Genomic DNA, 15,624 nt, shown 5'->3' with positions numbered 1-15,624 from the left:
GGCATCATGGCCGAGGAGAGCAGCGCATCCGGGCCTGGCCGGATCGGCCTCAGCTACCGGGACTCCACCCCATCCTGGAGAGCGCCGCCGCAGGCGCCGGAGGGCGCGCCCAATATCCTGCTCGTGCTGTTCGACGATGCGGGCTTCTCCGATTTCGGCTGCTTCGGCTCGCCGGTCCGCACGCCGACCATCGACCGGATGGCGGCCGAGGGCCTGCGCTACACCGGCTTCCACACCACCGCCATGTGCTCCACCACGCGCACGGCGCTGCTCACCGGCCGCAACCACCATTCCGCCGGCGTCGGCAGCCTGGCCAATTTCGACAGCGGCTATCCCGGCTATCGCGGCAAGATCGCCAGGGAGGCCGGGACGCTCGCGGAAATGCTGCGCCCGCATGGCTACCGCAACTACATGGTGGGCAAGTGGCATGTCACGCCGCTGACCGAAAGCGGCAGCACCGGCCCTTTCGACGGCTGGCCCCTGGCCCGCGGCTTCGACCGCTACTACGGCTTCATGGACGCCGCGACGGACCAGTACACGCCGGAACTGGTGCGCGACAACTCGACCATCGAGCCGCCGCGGACGCCCGCCGAGGGCTATCACCTCACCGAGGACCTGGTGGACCAGTCGATCCGCTTCCTCGCGGGCCATGCGGCGGAGCGGCCGGGCGAGCCCTGGCTGCTATGGCTGGCGCTGGGCGCGGTGCATGCGCCGCACCAGGCGCCGGCCGACATCATCCGCAGCTACGACAGTGTCTTCCGGGACGGCTGGGATGCCGAGCGGGAGCGGCGGCTGGCACGGCAGAAGGCGATGGGGATCGTCCCGCCGGGGACGGCGCTGCCGCCGCGCAACGACGACGTGCGGCCCTGGTCCGACTACGGCCCCGAGCAGCAGCGCTACTTCACCCGGCTGCAATCCGCCTTCGCCGGCATGCTGGACCATGCCGACCGCCACCTGGCGCGGCTGATCGGCTTCCTCGAACAGGCCGGCCTGCGCGAGGATACGCTGGTGCTGGTGCTGTCCGACAATGGCGGCAGCCAGGAAGGCGGGCCGCTCGGCGGCGTCAACCTGCTCGGCCCGCGCAATCTGCGCGAGGAGCCGATGGCGGAGAAGCTGGCCCGGCTGGAGGATATCGGCAGCCCCGGCACCTATGCCAACTATCCCCTCGGCTGGGCCATGGCGTCCAACACGCCGCTGCGGCGCTACAAGCAGAATACCCATGGCGGCGGCATCCGCGACCCGCTGGTGATCTCCTGGCCGAAGGGCATCGCGGCGCGCGGCGAGTTGCGGCACCAATTCGTGCATGCCAGCGACCTGGCGCCGACGCTGCTCGACCTTGTCGGCGTCGCGCCGCCAGAGCAGGTGAACGGCGTGCCGCAGATGCCGCTGGAGGGCACCAGCTTCGCCGCCAGCCTGGGGGATCCGGCGGCTCCCTCGAAGGCCACGCCGCAGTATTTCGAGATGTTCGGCCATCGCGGCATCGTGCATCAGGGGTGGAAGGCGGTCGCCTATCACCCGCCGGAAACGCCTTTCGAGGATGACCGCTGGGAGCTGTTCCACCTCGACACGGATTTCTCCGAGAGCAATGACCTCGCCACCCGTGAGCCCGCGAGGCTCGCCGAGCTGGTCGCGCTGTGGTGGCGGGAGGCGGAGAAGCACCAGGTGCTGCCGCTCGACGACCGCTTCCGCCAGCGCTTCATCGAGAATGCCGCCCGCTTCCACGGCGCGCGCCGGCGCTACGTGTTCCATGCCGGCGTCGGCCACGTGCCGACCGAAGTGGCTCCCGACATCCGCAGCCGCAGCTACCGCATCGAGGCGCATGCCGAATTCGATGCGGCCGCCAACGGGGTGCTCATCGCCCATGGCGATGCGACGACCGGCTACAGCCTCTATCTGCGCGATGGGCACCTGGTCCATGACATGAACATCGGCAGCGAGCATGTCATCGTCACCTCCGATCATCCTGTTCCGCCGGGCCGGCACGTGGCCGGCCTGCGCGTCCGCCGCCTGAGCCGCGAGCCGAAGCCCAGCCTGGCGACAGGGCCGGGCATCAGCGAGTTCACGCTGCTGATCGATGGCCTGCCGGCCGGGCGGATCGAGTCCCGGCTCGGCTTCTACAACTTCGTTTCCTGGGCTGGCCTCGACATCGGCTGCGACCGCGGCTCGCCCGTCTCGCGCTACGACGCGCCCTTTATGTTCAGCGGATCGCTCATCAAGGTGGTGGTGACCATGGATGACGACCAGGTGCTGGACGGCGACGGCATCGGCCGGGCGGTGATGGCGCGGGAATAGGCCGTATCCATCCGGGCCGCGCCCGAGGCGGGGCGGCCATGCTGCGACCTGGGCGGAGCAATCCGCGTGGCTGCAACGCCTGGTCGTGCTTTCCGGCGCGCGTGCGGAGTGAAGCCTGCCGTTTTCCTCGCCGCCTCTGCCATCTGATTGGGCGCATAGGCCGCCGCAGCCGGTGGTGAGTAAATCTGGTGCCGGCGGCCTTCACCCGCTTCGTGCCCGTAACGGCACGACTCGGGAAGGCCCGCAGGTGGCGCAACGGAGCGGTTCTTCCAAGCCTCGCGCCCATGGGGTTCGGAAGAGTGCCGGCGCGAGGTGGATCGGGCAGGCCCGCCCGGCGTTCCAGGGCGGTGAGGGCCATCGCAAGGCCGATGGCCCCATCGACCGGGAGGCCCGCAATGTATCTCGCCCGTTTCTCCTACGACCTGATGCCCGTGGACCGCGACCGCGCCATGGATTTCATTCGCCGCGAAGTGGAGAATGCGCGGCGGGAGGGGCTGAACGCTCACCTCCTTGTGCCCCTCACCCGCGGCGAGGGCGGAGCGGCGCTGCAATTCGAGGTCGAGCTGACCAACCTCAACCAGCTCGAGTCACTGCGCCACCGCGGCGGCGGCCCGGGTGAGGACAAGGGCACCTGGATGCGCGCCTTCAGCGAGATCCTGCGGAGCCCGCCCAGTGTCGAGATCCTGCGCGTGGACGGGGCGGCCGAGGCGCCCAGGGCCAGCTGAGACTGGCAGCCGCGCCGCCGCGTCCTGCCATGCCGTTTCCGCCCCGCCTGCTTCAGGCCCGCACCAGGGCGCAGCCGCCCTCGGCCAGCGGTCGGAAGGCCTCGGCACCGCCCGTGGTCTGCAGCAGCTTGTAATAGTCGAAGGGGCCGCGGCTCTCCTCCGGCTTCTTCACCTCGAACAGATAGGCCGGGTGCAGCTTCCGTCCATCCGGGCGGATGCTGCCGGGGCCGAAGCAGTCATCATCGCAGGGCATCGCCTTCATCCGCGCCACGGTCTCGGCACCATTCGCCTTGGCGGCGGCCACGCCCATATCCGCCACCGCCTTCAGGTAATGCACCACGGAGGCATAGCCGCCGGCGTGGTTCATGCAGAGCGCATTGCTGCCGATATGCGGGCGCACCCGGGCCGAGAAGGCGCGGGTCCGCTCATTGAGGTCCCAATAGAAGGTCTCGGTGCAGATCAGACCCTGCGCGGTGGCCAGGCCGAGCGCATGCACATCCGGCAGGAACATCAGCAGCGAGGCCAGCCTGATACCGCGCCTGGCCAAGCCGAATTCCGCCGCCTGCTTGATGCAGTTGATGGTGTCGGAGCCGGCATTGGCCAGGCCGATCACCTTCGGCCGCGCGGCCATCGCCTGCACCAGGAAGGAGGAGAAGTCCGTGGTGCCGGGGAAGGGCGTGCGCGTGGCGCCCAGCACCGTGCCGCCGGCGCCCTTGACGAAATTGCCGGTGTCCCGTTCCAGCGTAAGCGGCGGCTACGGACCCTTGGCGCCCTCAGCTGAGGAGGGCGGCTCCTGCGAGTCGGCCTAGCACCAGGGCATCAGCTCGTCGATACGGTCGTTGGGCCAGCCATTGACCAGGCGGGTAAGCAGGTCGGTGAAGTAGCGCTGCGGGTCGACGCCATTCAGTTTGCATGTCTCGACGAGCGAGGCTGCCGCGCACCACCGCGTTCCGCCGTCATCGCCGGACGCAAAGAGTGAGTTCTTTCTGCTCAGGCACACGGGCCGGATGGCGCGCTCGACCACATTGGTGTCGAGCTCGATCCTGCCATCGTCGAGGAACTGGATCAGGCCCTCGCGGTGGTTCAGCGGATAGCGGATCGCCTTGGCGGTCGGGCTGCCGCCGGGCAGGCGCGCGAGCTGGTCCTCGAACCAGGCGAACAGCGCATCGACCAGTGGCTTGGTCTTTGCCCGGCGGACGGCCTGCCGGGTCTCCGGCGGCTTGCCGCGGATTTCGGCCTCGATGGCGTAGAGCGCGGCGATGCGCTGCAGCGTCTCGGTGGCGATCGGCGCGGTGTTGCCCTTGGCCAGCTCGATGAACCCCCTTCGTACATGCGACCAGCAGAACGCGAGGGTGATGCCCTCCTTGGCCGCGGCCAGCGTCTTGTAGGCGGCGTAGCCATCGCATTGCAGGATGCCCTGGTAATCGGCCAGCAGCGCCTTCGGATGCTTGGCGCCGCGGCCTGGCGCGTAGTGGAACACGACAGCCGGTGGATCGGTGCCGCCCCAGGGCCGGTCATCGCGGGCGATTGCCCAGGCATAGCCCTTCTTCGTCTGACCGCGCCCCGGGTCGAGCACCGGCATCGTGGTCTCGTCCGCAAACAGGCGTGGCGAGGTCTGCAGGAGCTCGTGCATACGTCGCGCCACGGGCGCGATCTCGCGGGCTGCCGTGCCGAGCCAGTCGGCAAGCACCGCGCGGCCGATCTCGATCCCCTGGCGCGCCAGGATCTGCGCCTGCCGATACAGGGGCAGGTGATCCGCGTAGCGCGACACCAGGACATGCGCGACCGTCGCCTCGGTCGGCATGCCGCCCTCGACCAGGCGGGCGGGTGCTGGCGCCTGCAGCACGACGCCGGGACAGGCCCTGCAGGCCAGCTTCGGGCGCCTGGTCACGAGGACCCGGAACTGGGCGGGGATCACGTCCAGCCGCCTGGCGGTGTCGCTGCCGATCTCGACCAGCGGGCCCTGGCAGCAGGGGCAGGTCGTCGCCTCCGGCGCCAGCACCTGCTCGATCTCCGGCAGGTGCGCGGGCAGGCGGCCGCGGCCGGCCCGGCGGCGCTGCTTCTGCTGCTCGCGGGTCGCCGGCGACTGCTTGCCCGCCTCCGCGGCATTCTCGGCCAGCGTCGCCTCGATCTCCTCGAAGGCGAACTGCAGTTGCTCGTCGGTCAGCTGCTCCGACTTCCGCCCGAACTGCCGGCGCTGCAGCTTCAGCAGCAGGTGGCGGAGACGCTCGTTCCGCTCGACCAGCGCGTCGCGTTCGGCGGTCACGCTGCCGCATCTGGATGACAGCGTGTTGCGCTCGGCAGTCAGCGTGTCGACCAGCACCCGTGTCTCGACCAGCAGCGCGCGCAGTGCTGCGGGATCCTCCGGCAGTGTCGGCGTGTCGTTGTCCGCGGCGCGCATCGTACCGCCGATTCTATGCGGGCACGCTCGGTTTGGGAATCTCCCGTGTCGCCTGCACGCGTCGCCAATCGATCCCGGAGAACAGCGCGGCGAACTCGACTGCGGTCAGGCGCAGCGTGCCATCCACGATCGGCGGCCAGCGAAAGGTGTTTGCCTCCAGCTGCTTCCTCGACGATGGCGGCCGTCCCTGGGCGGAGCCGCCGCATGAGGCCGCGGTGCTGCACCAGCTCCGCAGGCGGCTTGGCGAGACTCTCCAGCTGGAGGCAGCGGCGGCGTGGGAAGCGGAGTGGCAGGCCCGAACCGGGATCGCCGCCACCGCGATCGGCGCCGCCGTCGTGTTGCAGGGCCGCCTGGATGCCGGGGAGCCGGTGGAGGCGGGCGCGACCACCTCGGGCGGGTGGAGGCTTGTCGCACGGCTGGCGCTCGAGGGCAGCGCCGCCGGGCTTACGACCACCCTCTGGGCCTTGCTGCCGCCGGACGGCACCGGCCTGGCTTTCGTGGCGACGGGCGGCGCTACCCCGGAGCCGTGGAGCTGGGAGCAGGTCCGGGCCGCGTCCGACGCCCGGCGCCAGGCGCAGGCGGCAGCCGCGGCGTTCCTCGGAGCCGCCGAGCAGGCTGACCCGGTGCACCGGGCGGAGCGGACCGCGTCCCGGCGCGATTTCTTCCGCGAGTTGGCGGCCAGGCGCGCGGCCCGCGAGGCGGTGGAGCGCCGCGGTGACGCCCTGCTGCACCTGTTCGATGGACAGCCCGTACGGCTGGAGGGTGCCGTCCTGCTTGGCGCCGGCGGCGCGGTGGTGCAGAGCGGGATCGAGGCCCGGCGCCTCGACATCGGCCGCACGGGTCCGTTCTCCGGGGCGCCGCAGGAGCGCCCCTGGGAGGAACAGGTGTGGGCGCGGCCGCTCGGCGACAGGGTCTGGCGCCGCGGCCGGGTACGACCTGAGCCCGACCGCCTGGTCTTCGTCGATGCGCCCGCCGCCGAGGGGCCGGAGCGCGGCGACGGCAGGCCGCCCGGCGAGGTCCGCCCGCGCACGCTCGAGGAGGACCTCCTGGCGGGCGCGGAGATCCGGCGGAAGGCGGCGGGCAGCGAGGTCTATGCCCGGCTGCTCTACACCGCGCTCGAGAACAGCACCTGGCGCCACACCGACGGCACGATCTTCGAGGGTGGGCAGCGCGACACCGCCGACCTCGTGGCCTCGGTGGTCGATGCGGGGAGCTATCTCGACTGGGCCTGGAGCGGTCCGACCGGCCTCCTCGACGAGGAGGTACTGGCCGACCTGGGGGCGCTCGGCTGGAAGCCGGCGCGCTGAGGCCGTGGCCGCGGCCACGCTGGCAGCGGCCTTGGTGCCGGCATCGGACGACAGGAGCGCGGCCGGTGGAATGCCGGCCTGGGGACCGCCAGCGAGGATGCTGCCATGGCTGCCGAGAGTACGACAGACGAGCCGCCCCAGGGAGCGGAGCCGCCGGAGCGGCGCTTCTCCGCCGCGAACCGGCGCCGCCTCAGCGGCTCGGCCATCCGGGTCTTCGGCAACATCGCCGACCTGTGGCGGCTGACCGAGCGGGAACGGCTGCTGGTGCTCGGCCTGCCTTCCAGGTCCGCCTACCGCGGCTGGGTTCGTGCCGGGCGGGCGGGCACGGGCCTCACCCTGTCCCTCGACACCCTGCTGCGCATCTCCCTGGTGATCGGGATCCACAAGGCCCTGGCCACGCTGCACACCACACCAGACAAGGCGGTCGAGTGGCTCCGGGGCGCGCACCGCGGCGCCGTCTTCGGGGGTGCCCCTCCCATGGCCCTGATCACGAACGGCACCCAGGCTGGTCTGATGACGGTGTGGCACTTTCTCGGAGCGGCGCAGACCGGCTTCTACATGGAGCCGAACGAGGCCGACCGGGATTTCGTCCCCTATACTGACGCGGACATCATCTTCTGCTGAAGCAGAGGCGATGCCGCCCTGCCATGGGCCAGGAGGATTGGTTGCGCGGAAGCTCCTCCAGCGGCCGCCGCGCGCGGCGGCGCCGCCGCCGCTCAGCGGTCGGCCGGCCCAGCGTGGCGCGAGCATACGCCAGAAGCGGCCTTGGAGCGGACTGAGCAGCATATCCGGCGGCGTCACCGCATGTGCCGTCCACGCACATAGGCCGTAACAGTCGGGCTGCCAGTAGGTTGTCCGGATTGGCTCCAGCCATTGTCAGTCCTGCAAATCTCTGGACCGGCGCCAAGAAAATGCGCCGGAAGGCGCCACCGGTCCGGTGAGGCAGCCACGACGAAGCTCCAGGACCGCTGCCGCACCTCTGCATTTTCCGCTTCCACGACTCGTTCGTGATTTGTTCTTATGCGGCATGCCTGATGCCCTCTCCCCACCCCTCGCCCAGGCAGCCCTCGAGGTCTGCCCCCATGCCCGGGCCGCCGCCCTGCGGTTCCGCCGGGCCCTCGCCCAGGGGCACTCCTGTGGAGAGGCGCTGGAGGGCATCCGAGCCTACCTGGTGGTCCTGCGGCCCGGCTTACCCCTGGTCCTGGCCCAGGAACAGGCGGAAGCCATCGCGGCAGCGGTGGGCCAGTCTCCCGCGCCGGAGCGGCCACCCTTGGACCTTCTGCTGACCCTGGCAGCGCCTACCCAGCCGGACGATACGGTGCCGGCGCCATGACCCGCTGCAGCCCGCGCGTGTTCGGCATCATCCAGCAGAGGACCCTTCGCCAATCGACCCGGACACGCAGATGCGTCCGGCGGCCGCATCATCCTTCGGGCGGGGCGCCCGCAGTGGGGCCTATAGTCGGTCTGCCCGGTGGGGGCGTGTGGCCGGTGGGCCGTACGGGCCGGGCGGGGGAAAGCCGAGATGCTCCATCCGTCCGGGCCAGCACGCTTGCGCCCATGGCGCAGGCGCGAGGCGTTGAGGGTGATCATGTCGGGGGCTGGGGCTCCGGCGGCGCCCGGCGTCCGGCCAGACGGCCACCCTTTGAGGGCCCCTCGGTCATGACCCTCAATCTCACGCTGGATTCGCTGCGCGATGCCGAGACCGTGCCGCGCATCGCGGTGATCGGCGTCGGGGGTGGCGGCACCAACGCCGTCAACAACATGGTGGCGATGGGTCTCGTCGGCGTGGAGTTCGTGGTGGCGAACACCGATGCGCAGTCGCTGGCCCGGAGCGCCGCCGAGCGCCGGGTGCAACTCGGGATGCATCTCACCCAGGGCCTGGGGGCCGGCGCCAAGCCCGAGATCGGCCGGGCGGCGGCTGAGGAGGCGGAGGAGGAGATTCGCCGCTACCTCGAGGGCGCCCAGATGGCCTTCATCACAGCCGGCATGGGCGGCGGCACCGGCACCGGGGCGGCGCCGGTGATCGCCCGCATGGCGCGGGAGCGGGGCGTGCTGACCGTCGGCGTGGTAACCAGGCCCTTCGACTTCGAGGGGCCGAGGCGCCGCCATGCCGCGGAGGAGGGACTGCAGGAGTTGCAGCAGCATGTGGACACCCTCATCGTCGTCCCGAACCAGAACCTGTTCAGGGCGGCGACCGAGCGCACCACTTTCGCCGAGGCCTTCAAGATGGCCGACAACGTCCTCCACATGGGCGTGCGCGGCGTGACCGACCTGATGGTACCCTCAGTCGTCGGGCCGAGACGCTGCAGGTGCCGCGGCCGAAGACGGGCAGCCGGCCAGTGCACCTGCTGGTCGACAGCACTGGCCTACGGCTGTGCGGTCCCGGCGAATGGCTGGAGGAGAAGCATGGCAGCAAGCGGCGCCGGGCCTGGAAGATGCTCCACCTTGCGACGGACGCCGACACCGGCCAGATCGTCGCCTCGGTGCTGACCGAGAGGGATGCCGACGATGGCTCGCAGGTCGGCCCCTTGCTCGACCGGGTTGATGGTTCCGTGGTGTCCTTCATCGGCGATGGTGCCCACGACCGAGACGATGTTTACGCCGAGGTCGCAGCGCGTCATCCAGATGCCGACGTCATCGTGCCACCACGCGCGAACGCGGTGCCGAGTACAGCGGCTGGGACCACGCCGACCCAGCGAGATGTGCATCTGCGATGTATCGCCGAGCGCGGTCGCATGGGCTGGCAGCGAGCGTCGGGGTACAATTGGCGTGCTCTGGTGGAAGCCGATGTCTCGCGCTGGAAGCGCGTCATTGGAGATAGGCTACGCTCGCAAACGAAGGGGCGACAAGCAACCGAAATGGCCATCGCCACCAACGTCCTGAACCGGATGCTGGACCTCGGGCGGCCGGAGTACATCCGGATCACATGACCCCGCACGAGGCAGGGATCGACGCGTCCATACCGTCGACCGATGCAACACGATGGCGGCACGCCCATACCAGGGACACCGTTGGAATGAGCAGCCACTGGGCCACCGGTGCCAGGCCGGTGCCAAGCCACGGCAGCGTCGGCATCAGGTCCGAGTAGGCCCACGCGCTCCGGGCGAGATTCACTCGCTCGCTGTAGGCCGTGTACCCGAGGCCGATGGCGACAGCCGCCGCGGCGACGGGCCCGAAGCGCCGCTGCGGCCAGTCCGACGCGCCGAGCAGAACCAGGGCAGCGACGAGCGAGGCCGCCGCGATGAGCACGTCGCCCGCAGTGCAGTGCAGGATGGCGGAGGCGATCTCGCCCGGCGTGCCGGTCCACCATAGCGTGTAGAGCGGCATCTGCGCCACCTCCCAGACCAGGTTTGCAGTGGCGATCGCCACGAGGTAGCACCTGAGCATCGTGAGCCAGTCAGTGGTGCCGGCAGCGGCGCCGGGCGTGCCCGCCATCCTAAAGTCCGAGGCGGTCACCGGAGGTAAGCCTCGGCCGCGTAGCGACGCATCATGCGCTGGCTGTGGAAGCGTGCCCCGATGCGGGCGATTGCTTGCTTTATCATCCAGGCCCGGTGCGCAGCGTCGCCGTGGAGCAGCGGCAGCATCGCCTGCTCCAGTTGCTCGTAGAGATGGGTGGCATGGTCCCCCGGCGGCCGCGAGGCTGCCGGGGTTCTTCGTGTTTGGCGCATGGCCGGGTCAGAGGGCATCGCCAACTTTGGGCCAAACCCGCAGACTAAGTAGGTGGCCAAAAGTCTTCTATCAGGTTCCTGAGCCAGAAGTGCTTTGAAGCCATCCCGGCCTTGCGGCACGCCTGCTGGGGTGTCAGTCCCAGCACCCAGTCTGCGGCATCGCTGGCCAGAGCATTCACCGAGGTGGCCTGCCGATTGGCGGCGATGAGCCGCTTCAGTTCGCGCCAGAGTTGGTCCATGGCGTTCAGTTCCGGAGCCTGCTTGGGCAGCCAAAGGAACCGGATGCCAAGCGCCGCGGCCAGCATCTGGGTGCGCGCGGCGGTGTGTGCGCTGGCCCGGTCGGCCAGGAGCCAAATCGTGCCGGCGGCGCGGTAGCGGCGTCGCACCTCGCGCAAGAAGACCTGCGCATCGGCAGCGCCGGCACGCGGACGGACGAGCACGACCCGGTGCGCGGTCCGCAGGTCGATCGCGCCGAACAGCACTCGCTTGGCGTTCGCGCCGGTGATCGGCACGGTGGCCTGCGTGCCCTTGAGAGCCCAGGCCGCGCGCAGCGGGGGGAAACAGCCGCAGCAATGTCCAGTCGCAGCACAGCAGCACGTCGCCGGCGCGCCAGCCAGCGCGCAGGCGCCGGATTATTCCCCTTTTTTCTGGGCCAGATGTACTGCCCGTCCGACGTAGACGTAGCGGGGCCGCTTCCAGCGGTAGTTCGCCTCATGCAGGCGGCGGCGCAGCGTTCGGGCGCCGACCGTGATGCCGTGACGTCGGTGCAGATACTGCCTGAGCAGAGGCACCGTCCAACTCGTCGCCTGATAGCCGCAGCCGCGCGGGTCGCGTGCCAGGGCCGCCGCCAGGCGGCACGGAGTGAGCCGCGGGGCCGAGTGCGGTCGCCCGGGGCGCGGGCGGTCCGCCAGGGCGGCGGCATCATGGGCCGCCAGGTAGCGTTCGAGCCACCCGCGAACACTGAACCGTGTGGCGCGCACGTGCCGGGCCACCTCACTGATTGGCTGTCCTTCAGCGACCAGCAGCACCGCCTCGACCCGGCGGTACAACCGTGCCTCGCGCGCCACCGATAACACACGCTCAAGGCGGCGCCGATCGGCCGGAAAAAACCGCTGCACCTCACGCTTTGCATGTCCACGCATGCCAGCCAGTGTGCCAGCAAGATCAGACTGGTCGAAAACTTTTGGCTACCTACTTAGGCCGCCATTCTGACCTCCTGCTCGGGTAAGAGGGGGGGCATAGTCGAGCCCCATCGCTGCGACCAAAAGCCCAGGCTCGGCAGGCCGCGTCGACGGTGGTCCTGGCCTGAAAGGACAGGAGGGAGAGGCGGCCTTCCCCTCCGCCAACCCGGACGGCTCAGCCGGCGTAAACGCCCTCGATGATGATGGCGATACCGGGCGGCGCCAACTCAATCGGGCCTTCGGTGATCGTCCGTGTCTCGATGCCGCCATCCTCGCGGCGGCGGTGGTGGATGACCTCGCGCCGGCCGGTGCGAAGGATCAGGTAATGCTGGATCGAGGGCACGCGGAAGTAGTCGGCGAGCTTGGCGCCCGCATCCACGGATCGGCTGGACGGTGAGAGGACCTCGACCACGATCACCGGGTTCGGTGCCGTCACCGCCTCGTCCGGCATTCTCGGGCCGCAATTCACAATCGCATCCGGCTCGTAATCGGTATCGTCGTCGATCTCGACGGTAATGCCATCGGTCAGGGCCTCGCACGGCGCGCCGGCGGCCCTGATGGCCTCCCGCAAGGCAAGCCAGACCGCCGCCTTCAGCCGATTGTGCGCCGCCCGCTCCGGCGCCATGGCGACCACCTCGCCTGCGACCCGCTCGAAGCGGCCATGTGGCCGAGCCTCGACCCAGCGCCGATACTGAGCGCGGTCCAGAATCAGTATTGGTTTCGGCTGCGGGGCTCCCATAGGACGACTATGGGGCTTGAGCGCGGCATCTTCCAGCGGCAGGAGGAGAGAAGGGTTGGGGGGATTTGGCCGGCCCTCCGCTCAGCGTTTGGCGGCTATTCCTTCGGTGCGTCCTCGGTCCAGCAGCGGGACCGGCCGCAGTCGATGTGCATGAACTTCCGGGACGGATAGAGCCCGATGCCGCCCGTGCAAAGGGTTAACGCCGCCTCGGCACCTTGTTGCACGGGTCGCCGACGGAGGCGGTTTCGGGTAGGCTGAGGCAGGGGTGAGCCCTCGATCACGGAGGGACGCCTCTCTTGCCATTCAAAGCTAACCGGGACCGGCGCCACCACATTCCCAAGCGACGGCTTGGACAATAGTGCGAAATTTGAGGCGGGCTTGGAGGGCCTGTTGGCCTGGGATCGACACGAAAGACGATCCTGACGTGCCGGTCACTGACTTCGATGCGCTGCACGAGGGTACGGATGAGGTCGCGCCTGGTGGCCCAATCGGCCGCATCCAGGCCTTCACGGACCAGGCCTGCGAAGGTCTCCAGCTTGCCGATGACGAGGTGGAGTGAGCGCGCGTGTTCGGCGGCATTGCGGAGTGCGGCGGCCTCGGTCTCGAGCTCGGCGACGCGTTGCCGCAAGCCTGCCAAGCGCGGCTCGAACTCCGCCTTGCTGATCACGCCCTCCGCATAGCTGTCGATCAGCCGGCCCGTTCCGGCGCGCAGCTTGCTGAGCTGGCGCTCGATCGTCTCCAGCTCGGGCTGATCCGGCTCGCTGCGCACGGTCTGTAGACGGTGGTGGTACTCCTCCGCGACCTGGGCCGGGTTCTCGAGCAGCCGGCACACCTCGGCCCAGACCGCCGCGTCCAGCGGTCCCATGGGGAGAGGCGTGGCGTCGCACCGACGCTGGCCGGCGAAGCGATGGCTGTTGGTCCCGTTGCAGCGGTAGTAGCTGTACCCTGGTCCCGATGCGTGCAGGGACGCCTTCCAACGACCACAGAGCGCATAGCCGCAGGTCTGGCAGACCAGCAGGCCCTGAAGCAGATAGCGCGCACCCGCCTTGCGCTCGCGGCGGCGTCGCCGGTTCTCGCTCAGCTGCTCCTGCGCGGCCTCGAATAGCGCGGTGTCGATCAGCGCCGGGACCGGGATGGTAATCCACTGCTCGGCGGGAGCCAGGAACCGGCGGCGCGGATGCTTGGGGATCGGGGCGCGACCGCGCGGCGGCCGCAGCGGTGGTCGCCAAGGCGCCGAAGCCGATCTGCCGAAACGCGCTCGACCGGCGTAGGTAGGATTGGTGAGCAGCGCCGCAGCCATGCTCTCGTTCCAGCGCACCTTGCCCGTCGGGCTGGGTACGCCCGTCTCGAACAGGCGCCGGCACACCACAGCCAGGCTGGCGCGCTCCTGGGCGGCCCACTCGAACATGCAGCGGACCACCGCGGCCTCGCTCTCGACCACCTCGAAGCGTGCCTTGCCGTCCGCAGCCTCGCGATGGCCGACGACGCGGTAGCCGTAGGGCGCTCGGCCCAGCACGCTGACCATGCCGGCCTGCGCCAAGTGGCGCTTGCCGCGGCGGCTCCGCTCGACGATGCGCGCGCGCTCGTATTCCGCGAACATCCCCTGCAGCTGCAGCAGCAGGGTGTCCTCCGGTGTCTCGCTGATCGGTCGGTTGAGAAACACCACCTCGGTGCCGGAACGCCCGAACTCTTCGACCAACACCGCCTGGTGCGCATAGGAGCGCGCCAGACGGTCGGGCGCATGCACGTAGAGCACGTCGACCGCCCCCATCGCCGCGAGGTCGCGCAGCCGCTCCAGCGCGGGGCGGATCAGGCTTGCCCCGCTCTGGCCCTCGTCGAGGAAGCGTAGCTCGGCCCGGATGTCGTGGCCATCCGCAGCCGCGCGCGCCAACAGCGCCGCGACCTGGCTGTCGATGGTGTGTCGTTCAGCCTGCTGATCGGACGAGACCCGGGCGTAGATCGCCGCCCGGACCGCGACCGTCGCACGTGCCTGTCTCGAGGCCAATGCATGGACCTGCATCATGCGCCTCCTTGCCCAGCTGCATCCATGGGGAGAGGCGGACCAGACGCGACAGCGGCGGCACGAGATGCCGGTAAGCGCCCCTCAGCGCCTCCTGCCCGTCCCGCCGCGGCTCGAAGCCCACCTCCAGACTGAACCGCGAGACTGTCCTGCGCCGCCGCATCTTCGACGCCTCCGTCCCCGCTTGCCGTCTCCCGCCGGCCTCGGCATATGGGCCCTACAGGCTCCGCACGCATCCGTTGTGCTGGGTTGCGCAGCTCTTCACGCCAAAGGATCAGGGCCAGCCCCGGCGCCCTTTCGGCACCTTTGTCCAAGCCGTCGCAGAAGCACCGGGTCACCAACTGGGCCGAGTACGATGCGGGTCTGCGGGCCCGCGGCAGCCTCACAGTTTGGTTCACCCCCGAGGCGGTCGCGGCCTGGAAGGCTGTAAGCGGCCGTTTGAGGCCCGTCTTCCCGCGATGTGGGTGAATGTGCTGGGTCAGTCTGGAGCAGCAGGCTTCCGGGTGACGTTATGGATAGCGTTAAGGACGACGCGAAGGGTGTCGGTTATCGGCGGGTCGAAGTTCTGACGGGGCCTGGCCGGCGGCGGAGTTGGTCTGACGACGAGAAGGCGAGGATCGTCGCTGAGACGGCGGAGTCCGGCGCGAAGGTGACCGAGGTTGCCCGTCGTTGGCAGGTAAGCCCGCAGCAGGTCTTCGATTGGCGCCGGCAAGCGCGTCGTGCGCTGGCGGAGGCCACTGCGCCGGTGACACCGAGCTTCGTGCCGGTCGTCTCCGGACCACCGGCCCCAACTCTTGAAGCGGGGGGTGCAACGGTGCGCCAGGCGCCCTCGATCGAGTTGCAGCTGGCCGGCGTGGTGCTGCGCATTGCGCCTGACACCGATGAGGATCTGCTGACGACGGTGCTACGCGCGATCCGGGCCTCGGCGGCATGATCGCGCTGCCGGCCGGTGTGCGGATCCTGCTGGCGAGCAAGCCGGTGGATTTCCGGAAGGGCGCCCACTCCCTGGCAGCGCTGGCAGCCGCGGAACTCGGCACCGATCCATTCTCGGGCGTGGTGCTGGTGTTCCGCTCGAAGCGATCCGACCGGGTGAAGATCCTGACCTGGGATGACAGCGGCCTGGTGCTGATCTGGAAGCAGCTGGAGGCGAGCACCTTCCGCTGGCCGCCGATCGTGGATGGCACGCTGCGCCTGACCGCAGTCGAGTTCGCCGCGTTGTTCTCCGGGATCGATTGGCGACGCGTGCAGGCGACACGGGAGATTCCCAAACCGAGCGTGCCCGCATAGAATC

At 69.8% G+C, this 15,624-nt stretch carries 16 protein-coding genes and 2 pseudogenes; 10 read left to right on the top strand and 8 right to left on the bottom strand.

Annotated features, from left to right (window positions below; all coding sequences use genetic code 11):
- Window positions 1-6: 6 nt before the first annotated feature.
- Entirely contained in the window at window positions 7-2,292 is a 2,286-nt protein-coding gene (locus tag KSF81_RS05705) for a sulfatase-like hydrolase/transferase (protein WP_217378147.1), read from the top strand.
- A 395-nt stretch (window positions 2,293-2,687) separates the two neighbouring features.
- Entirely contained in the window at window positions 2,688-3,017 is a 330-nt protein-coding gene (locus tag KSF81_RS05700) for a hypothetical protein (RefSeq protein ID WP_217378146.1), read from the top strand.
- A gap of 52 nt (window positions 3,018-3,069) precedes the next feature.
- On the opposite strand, the gene KSF81_RS05695 is transcribed toward KSF81_RS05700, so the two are convergent.
- The gene (locus KSF81_RS05695) at window positions 3,070-3,759 is read right to left on the bottom strand and encodes an ABC transporter substrate-binding protein (RefSeq protein ID WP_217381578.1); all 690 of its coding nucleotides are present in this window, start codon (window positions 3,757-3,759) and stop codon (window positions 3,070-3,072) included.
- A 63-nt stretch (window positions 3,760-3,822) separates the two neighbouring features.
- Window positions 3,823-5,418 carry an IS66 family transposase gene (tnpC, locus tag KSF81_RS05690; protein WP_254453374.1) on the bottom strand — a complete coding sequence of 532 codons (1,596 nt, stop codon included), beginning with the start codon at window positions 5,416-5,418 and terminating at the stop codon, window positions 3,823-3,825.
- Window positions 5,419-5,564: 146 nt separating this feature from the next.
- On the opposite strand from tnpC, the gene KSF81_RS05685 reads away from it, so the two are divergent.
- The 5 genes and pseudogenes from KSF81_RS05685 (at window position 5,565) to KSF81_RS05665 (ending at window position 9,655) form a co-directional block, all read left to right on the top strand.
- Window positions 5,565-6,725 (top strand): hypothetical protein, encoded by a 1,161-nt coding sequence (locus KSF81_RS05685; RefSeq protein ID WP_217378145.1) that lies wholly within the window; start codon window positions 5,565-5,567, stop codon window positions 6,723-6,725.
- Window positions 6,726-6,830: 105 nt separating this feature from the next.
- On the top strand, window positions 6,831-7,349 hold the full coding sequence (locus KSF81_RS05680) for an antitoxin Xre-like helix-turn-helix domain-containing protein (protein ID WP_217378144.1): 519 nt from the start codon (window positions 6,831-6,833) through the stop codon (window positions 7,347-7,349).
- Window positions 7,350-7,752: 403 nt separating this feature from the next.
- A complete protein-coding gene (locus KSF81_RS05675; protein WP_217378143.1) occupies window positions 7,753-8,058 on the top strand; it encodes a hypothetical protein in 306 nt (101 codons plus the stop codon).
- 326 nt (window positions 8,059-8,384) lie between these two features.
- A pseudogene (locus tag KSF81_RS05670) lies at window positions 8,385-9,005 on the top strand (cell division protein FtsZ); the annotation flags it as partial.
- A 29-nt stretch (window positions 9,006-9,034) separates the two neighbouring features.
- Window positions 9,035-9,655, top strand: a complete 621-nt coding sequence (locus tag KSF81_RS05665; RefSeq protein WP_217378142.1) for an IS5 family transposase — start codon at window positions 9,035-9,037, stop codon at window positions 9,653-9,655.
- On the opposite strand, the gene KSF81_RS05660 is transcribed toward KSF81_RS05665, so the two are convergent.
- From KSF81_RS05660 to KSF81_RS05635, 6 genes are all read right to left on the bottom strand, one after another.
- Complete coding sequence (locus KSF81_RS05660) at window positions 9,648-10,160, bottom strand: hypothetical protein (protein WP_217378141.1); 513 nt, start codon at window positions 10,158-10,160, stop codon at window positions 9,648-9,650. The two genes, KSF81_RS05665 and KSF81_RS05660, sit on opposite strands and share 8 nt — an antisense overlap.
- A 17-nt stretch (window positions 10,161-10,177) precedes the next feature.
- A complete protein-coding gene (locus KSF81_RS30885) occupies window positions 10,178-10,309 on the bottom strand; it encodes a hypothetical protein (RefSeq protein ID WP_256444248.1) in 132 nt (43 codons plus the stop codon).
- A gap of 128 nt (window positions 10,310-10,437) precedes the next feature.
- Window positions 10,438-10,944 carry a transposase gene (locus tag KSF81_RS05655; protein WP_254453884.1) on the bottom strand — a complete coding sequence of 169 codons (507 nt, stop codon included), beginning with the start codon at window positions 10,942-10,944 and terminating at the stop codon, window positions 10,438-10,440.
- Window positions 10,945-11,025: 81 nt separating this feature from the next.
- Window positions 11,026-11,535 (bottom strand): helix-turn-helix domain-containing protein, encoded by a 510-nt coding sequence (locus KSF81_RS05650; RefSeq protein ID WP_217377316.1) that lies wholly within the window; start codon window positions 11,533-11,535, stop codon window positions 11,026-11,028.
- Window positions 11,536-11,749: 214 nt separating this feature from the next.
- A complete protein-coding gene (locus KSF81_RS05645) occupies window positions 11,750-12,313 on the bottom strand; it encodes a Uma2 family endonuclease (RefSeq protein WP_217378139.1) in 564 nt (187 codons plus the stop codon).
- A gap of 277 nt (window positions 12,314-12,590) precedes the next feature.
- On the bottom strand, window positions 12,591-14,336 hold the full coding sequence (locus tag KSF81_RS05635; RefSeq protein WP_217378137.1) for a recombinase family protein: 1,746 nt from the start codon (window positions 14,334-14,336) through the stop codon (window positions 12,591-12,593).
- A gap of 303 nt (window positions 14,337-14,639) precedes the next feature.
- On the opposite strand from KSF81_RS05635, the pseudogene KSF81_RS32625 reads away from it, so the two are divergent.
- The 3 genes and pseudogenes from KSF81_RS32625 to tnpB form a co-directional block, all read left to right on the top strand.
- A pseudogene (locus KSF81_RS32625) lies at window positions 14,640-14,759 on the top strand (IS5/IS1182 family transposase); the annotation flags it as partial.
- 85 nt (window positions 14,760-14,844) lie between these two features.
- The gene (gene tnpA / locus KSF81_RS05625; RefSeq protein WP_217378136.1) at window positions 14,845-15,267 is read left to right on the top strand and encodes an IS66-like element accessory protein TnpA; all 423 of its coding nucleotides are present in this window, start codon (window positions 14,845-14,847) and stop codon (window positions 15,265-15,267) included.
- Complete coding sequence (gene tnpB / locus KSF81_RS05620; RefSeq protein WP_217378135.1) at window positions 15,264-15,620, top strand: IS66 family insertion sequence element accessory protein TnpB; 357 nt, start codon at window positions 15,264-15,266, stop codon at window positions 15,618-15,620. The genes tnpA and tnpB overlap by 4 nt, the downstream gene beginning before the upstream one ends.
- The last annotated feature ends 4 nt before the right edge of the window (window positions 15,621-15,624 follow it).

The sequence above is a fragment of the Siccirubricoccus sp. G192 genome (genome assembly GCF_019084075.1).
In the GTDB taxonomy this organism is placed as follows: Bacteria; Pseudomonadota; Alphaproteobacteria; order Acetobacterales; family Acetobacteraceae; genus G192.
Note: the sequence above shows the minus strand (reverse complement) of the source record. Positions and strands in the feature narration are given on the sequence as shown.

What these genes read in the sequence shown, in the direction of transcription:
- KSF81_RS05705 (WP_217378147.1), top strand. Translation starts at nt 7, where the DNA reads ATGGCCGAGGAGAGCAGCGCATCCGGGCCTGGCCGGATCGGCCTCAGC.
- KSF81_RS05700 (WP_217378146.1), top strand. Translation starts at nt 2,688, where the DNA reads ATGTATCTCGCCCGTTTCTCCTACGACCTGATGCCCGTGGACCGCGAC.
- tnpC (WP_254453374.1), bottom strand. Translation starts at nt 5,418, where the DNA reads ATGCGCGCCGCGGACAACGACACGCCGACACTGCCGGAGGATCCCGCA.
- KSF81_RS05680 (WP_217378144.1), top strand. Translation starts at nt 6,831, where the DNA reads ATGGCTGCCGAGAGTACGACAGACGAGCCGCCCCAGGGAGCGGAGCCG.
- KSF81_RS05675 (WP_217378143.1), top strand. Translation starts at nt 7,753, where the DNA reads ATGCCTGATGCCCTCTCCCCACCCCTCGCCCAGGCAGCCCTCGAGGTC.
- KSF81_RS05660 (WP_217378141.1), bottom strand. Translation starts at nt 10,160, where the DNA reads ATGGCGGGCACGCCCGGCGCCGCTGCCGGCACCACTGACTGGCTCACG.
- KSF81_RS30885 (WP_256444248.1), bottom strand. Translation starts at nt 10,309, where the DNA reads ATGCTGCCGCTGCTCCACGGCGACGCTGCGCACCGGGCCTGGATGATA.
- KSF81_RS05650 (WP_217377316.1), bottom strand. Translation starts at nt 11,535, where the DNA reads ATGCGTGGACATGCAAAGCGTGAGGTGCAGCGGTTTTTTCCGGCCGAT.
- KSF81_RS05645 (WP_217378139.1), bottom strand. Translation starts at nt 12,313, where the DNA reads ATGGGAGCCCCGCAGCCGAAACCAATACTGATTCTGGACCGCGCTCAG.
- KSF81_RS05635 (WP_217378137.1), bottom strand. Translation starts at nt 14,336, where the DNA reads ATGATGCAGGTCCATGCATTGGCCTCGAGACAGGCACGTGCGACGGTC.
- tnpA (WP_217378136.1), top strand. Translation starts at nt 14,845, where the DNA reads ATGGATAGCGTTAAGGACGACGCGAAGGGTGTCGGTTATCGGCGGGTC.
- tnpB (WP_217378135.1), top strand. Translation starts at nt 15,264, where the DNA reads ATGATCGCGCTGCCGGCCGGTGTGCGGATCCTGCTGGCGAGCAAGCCG.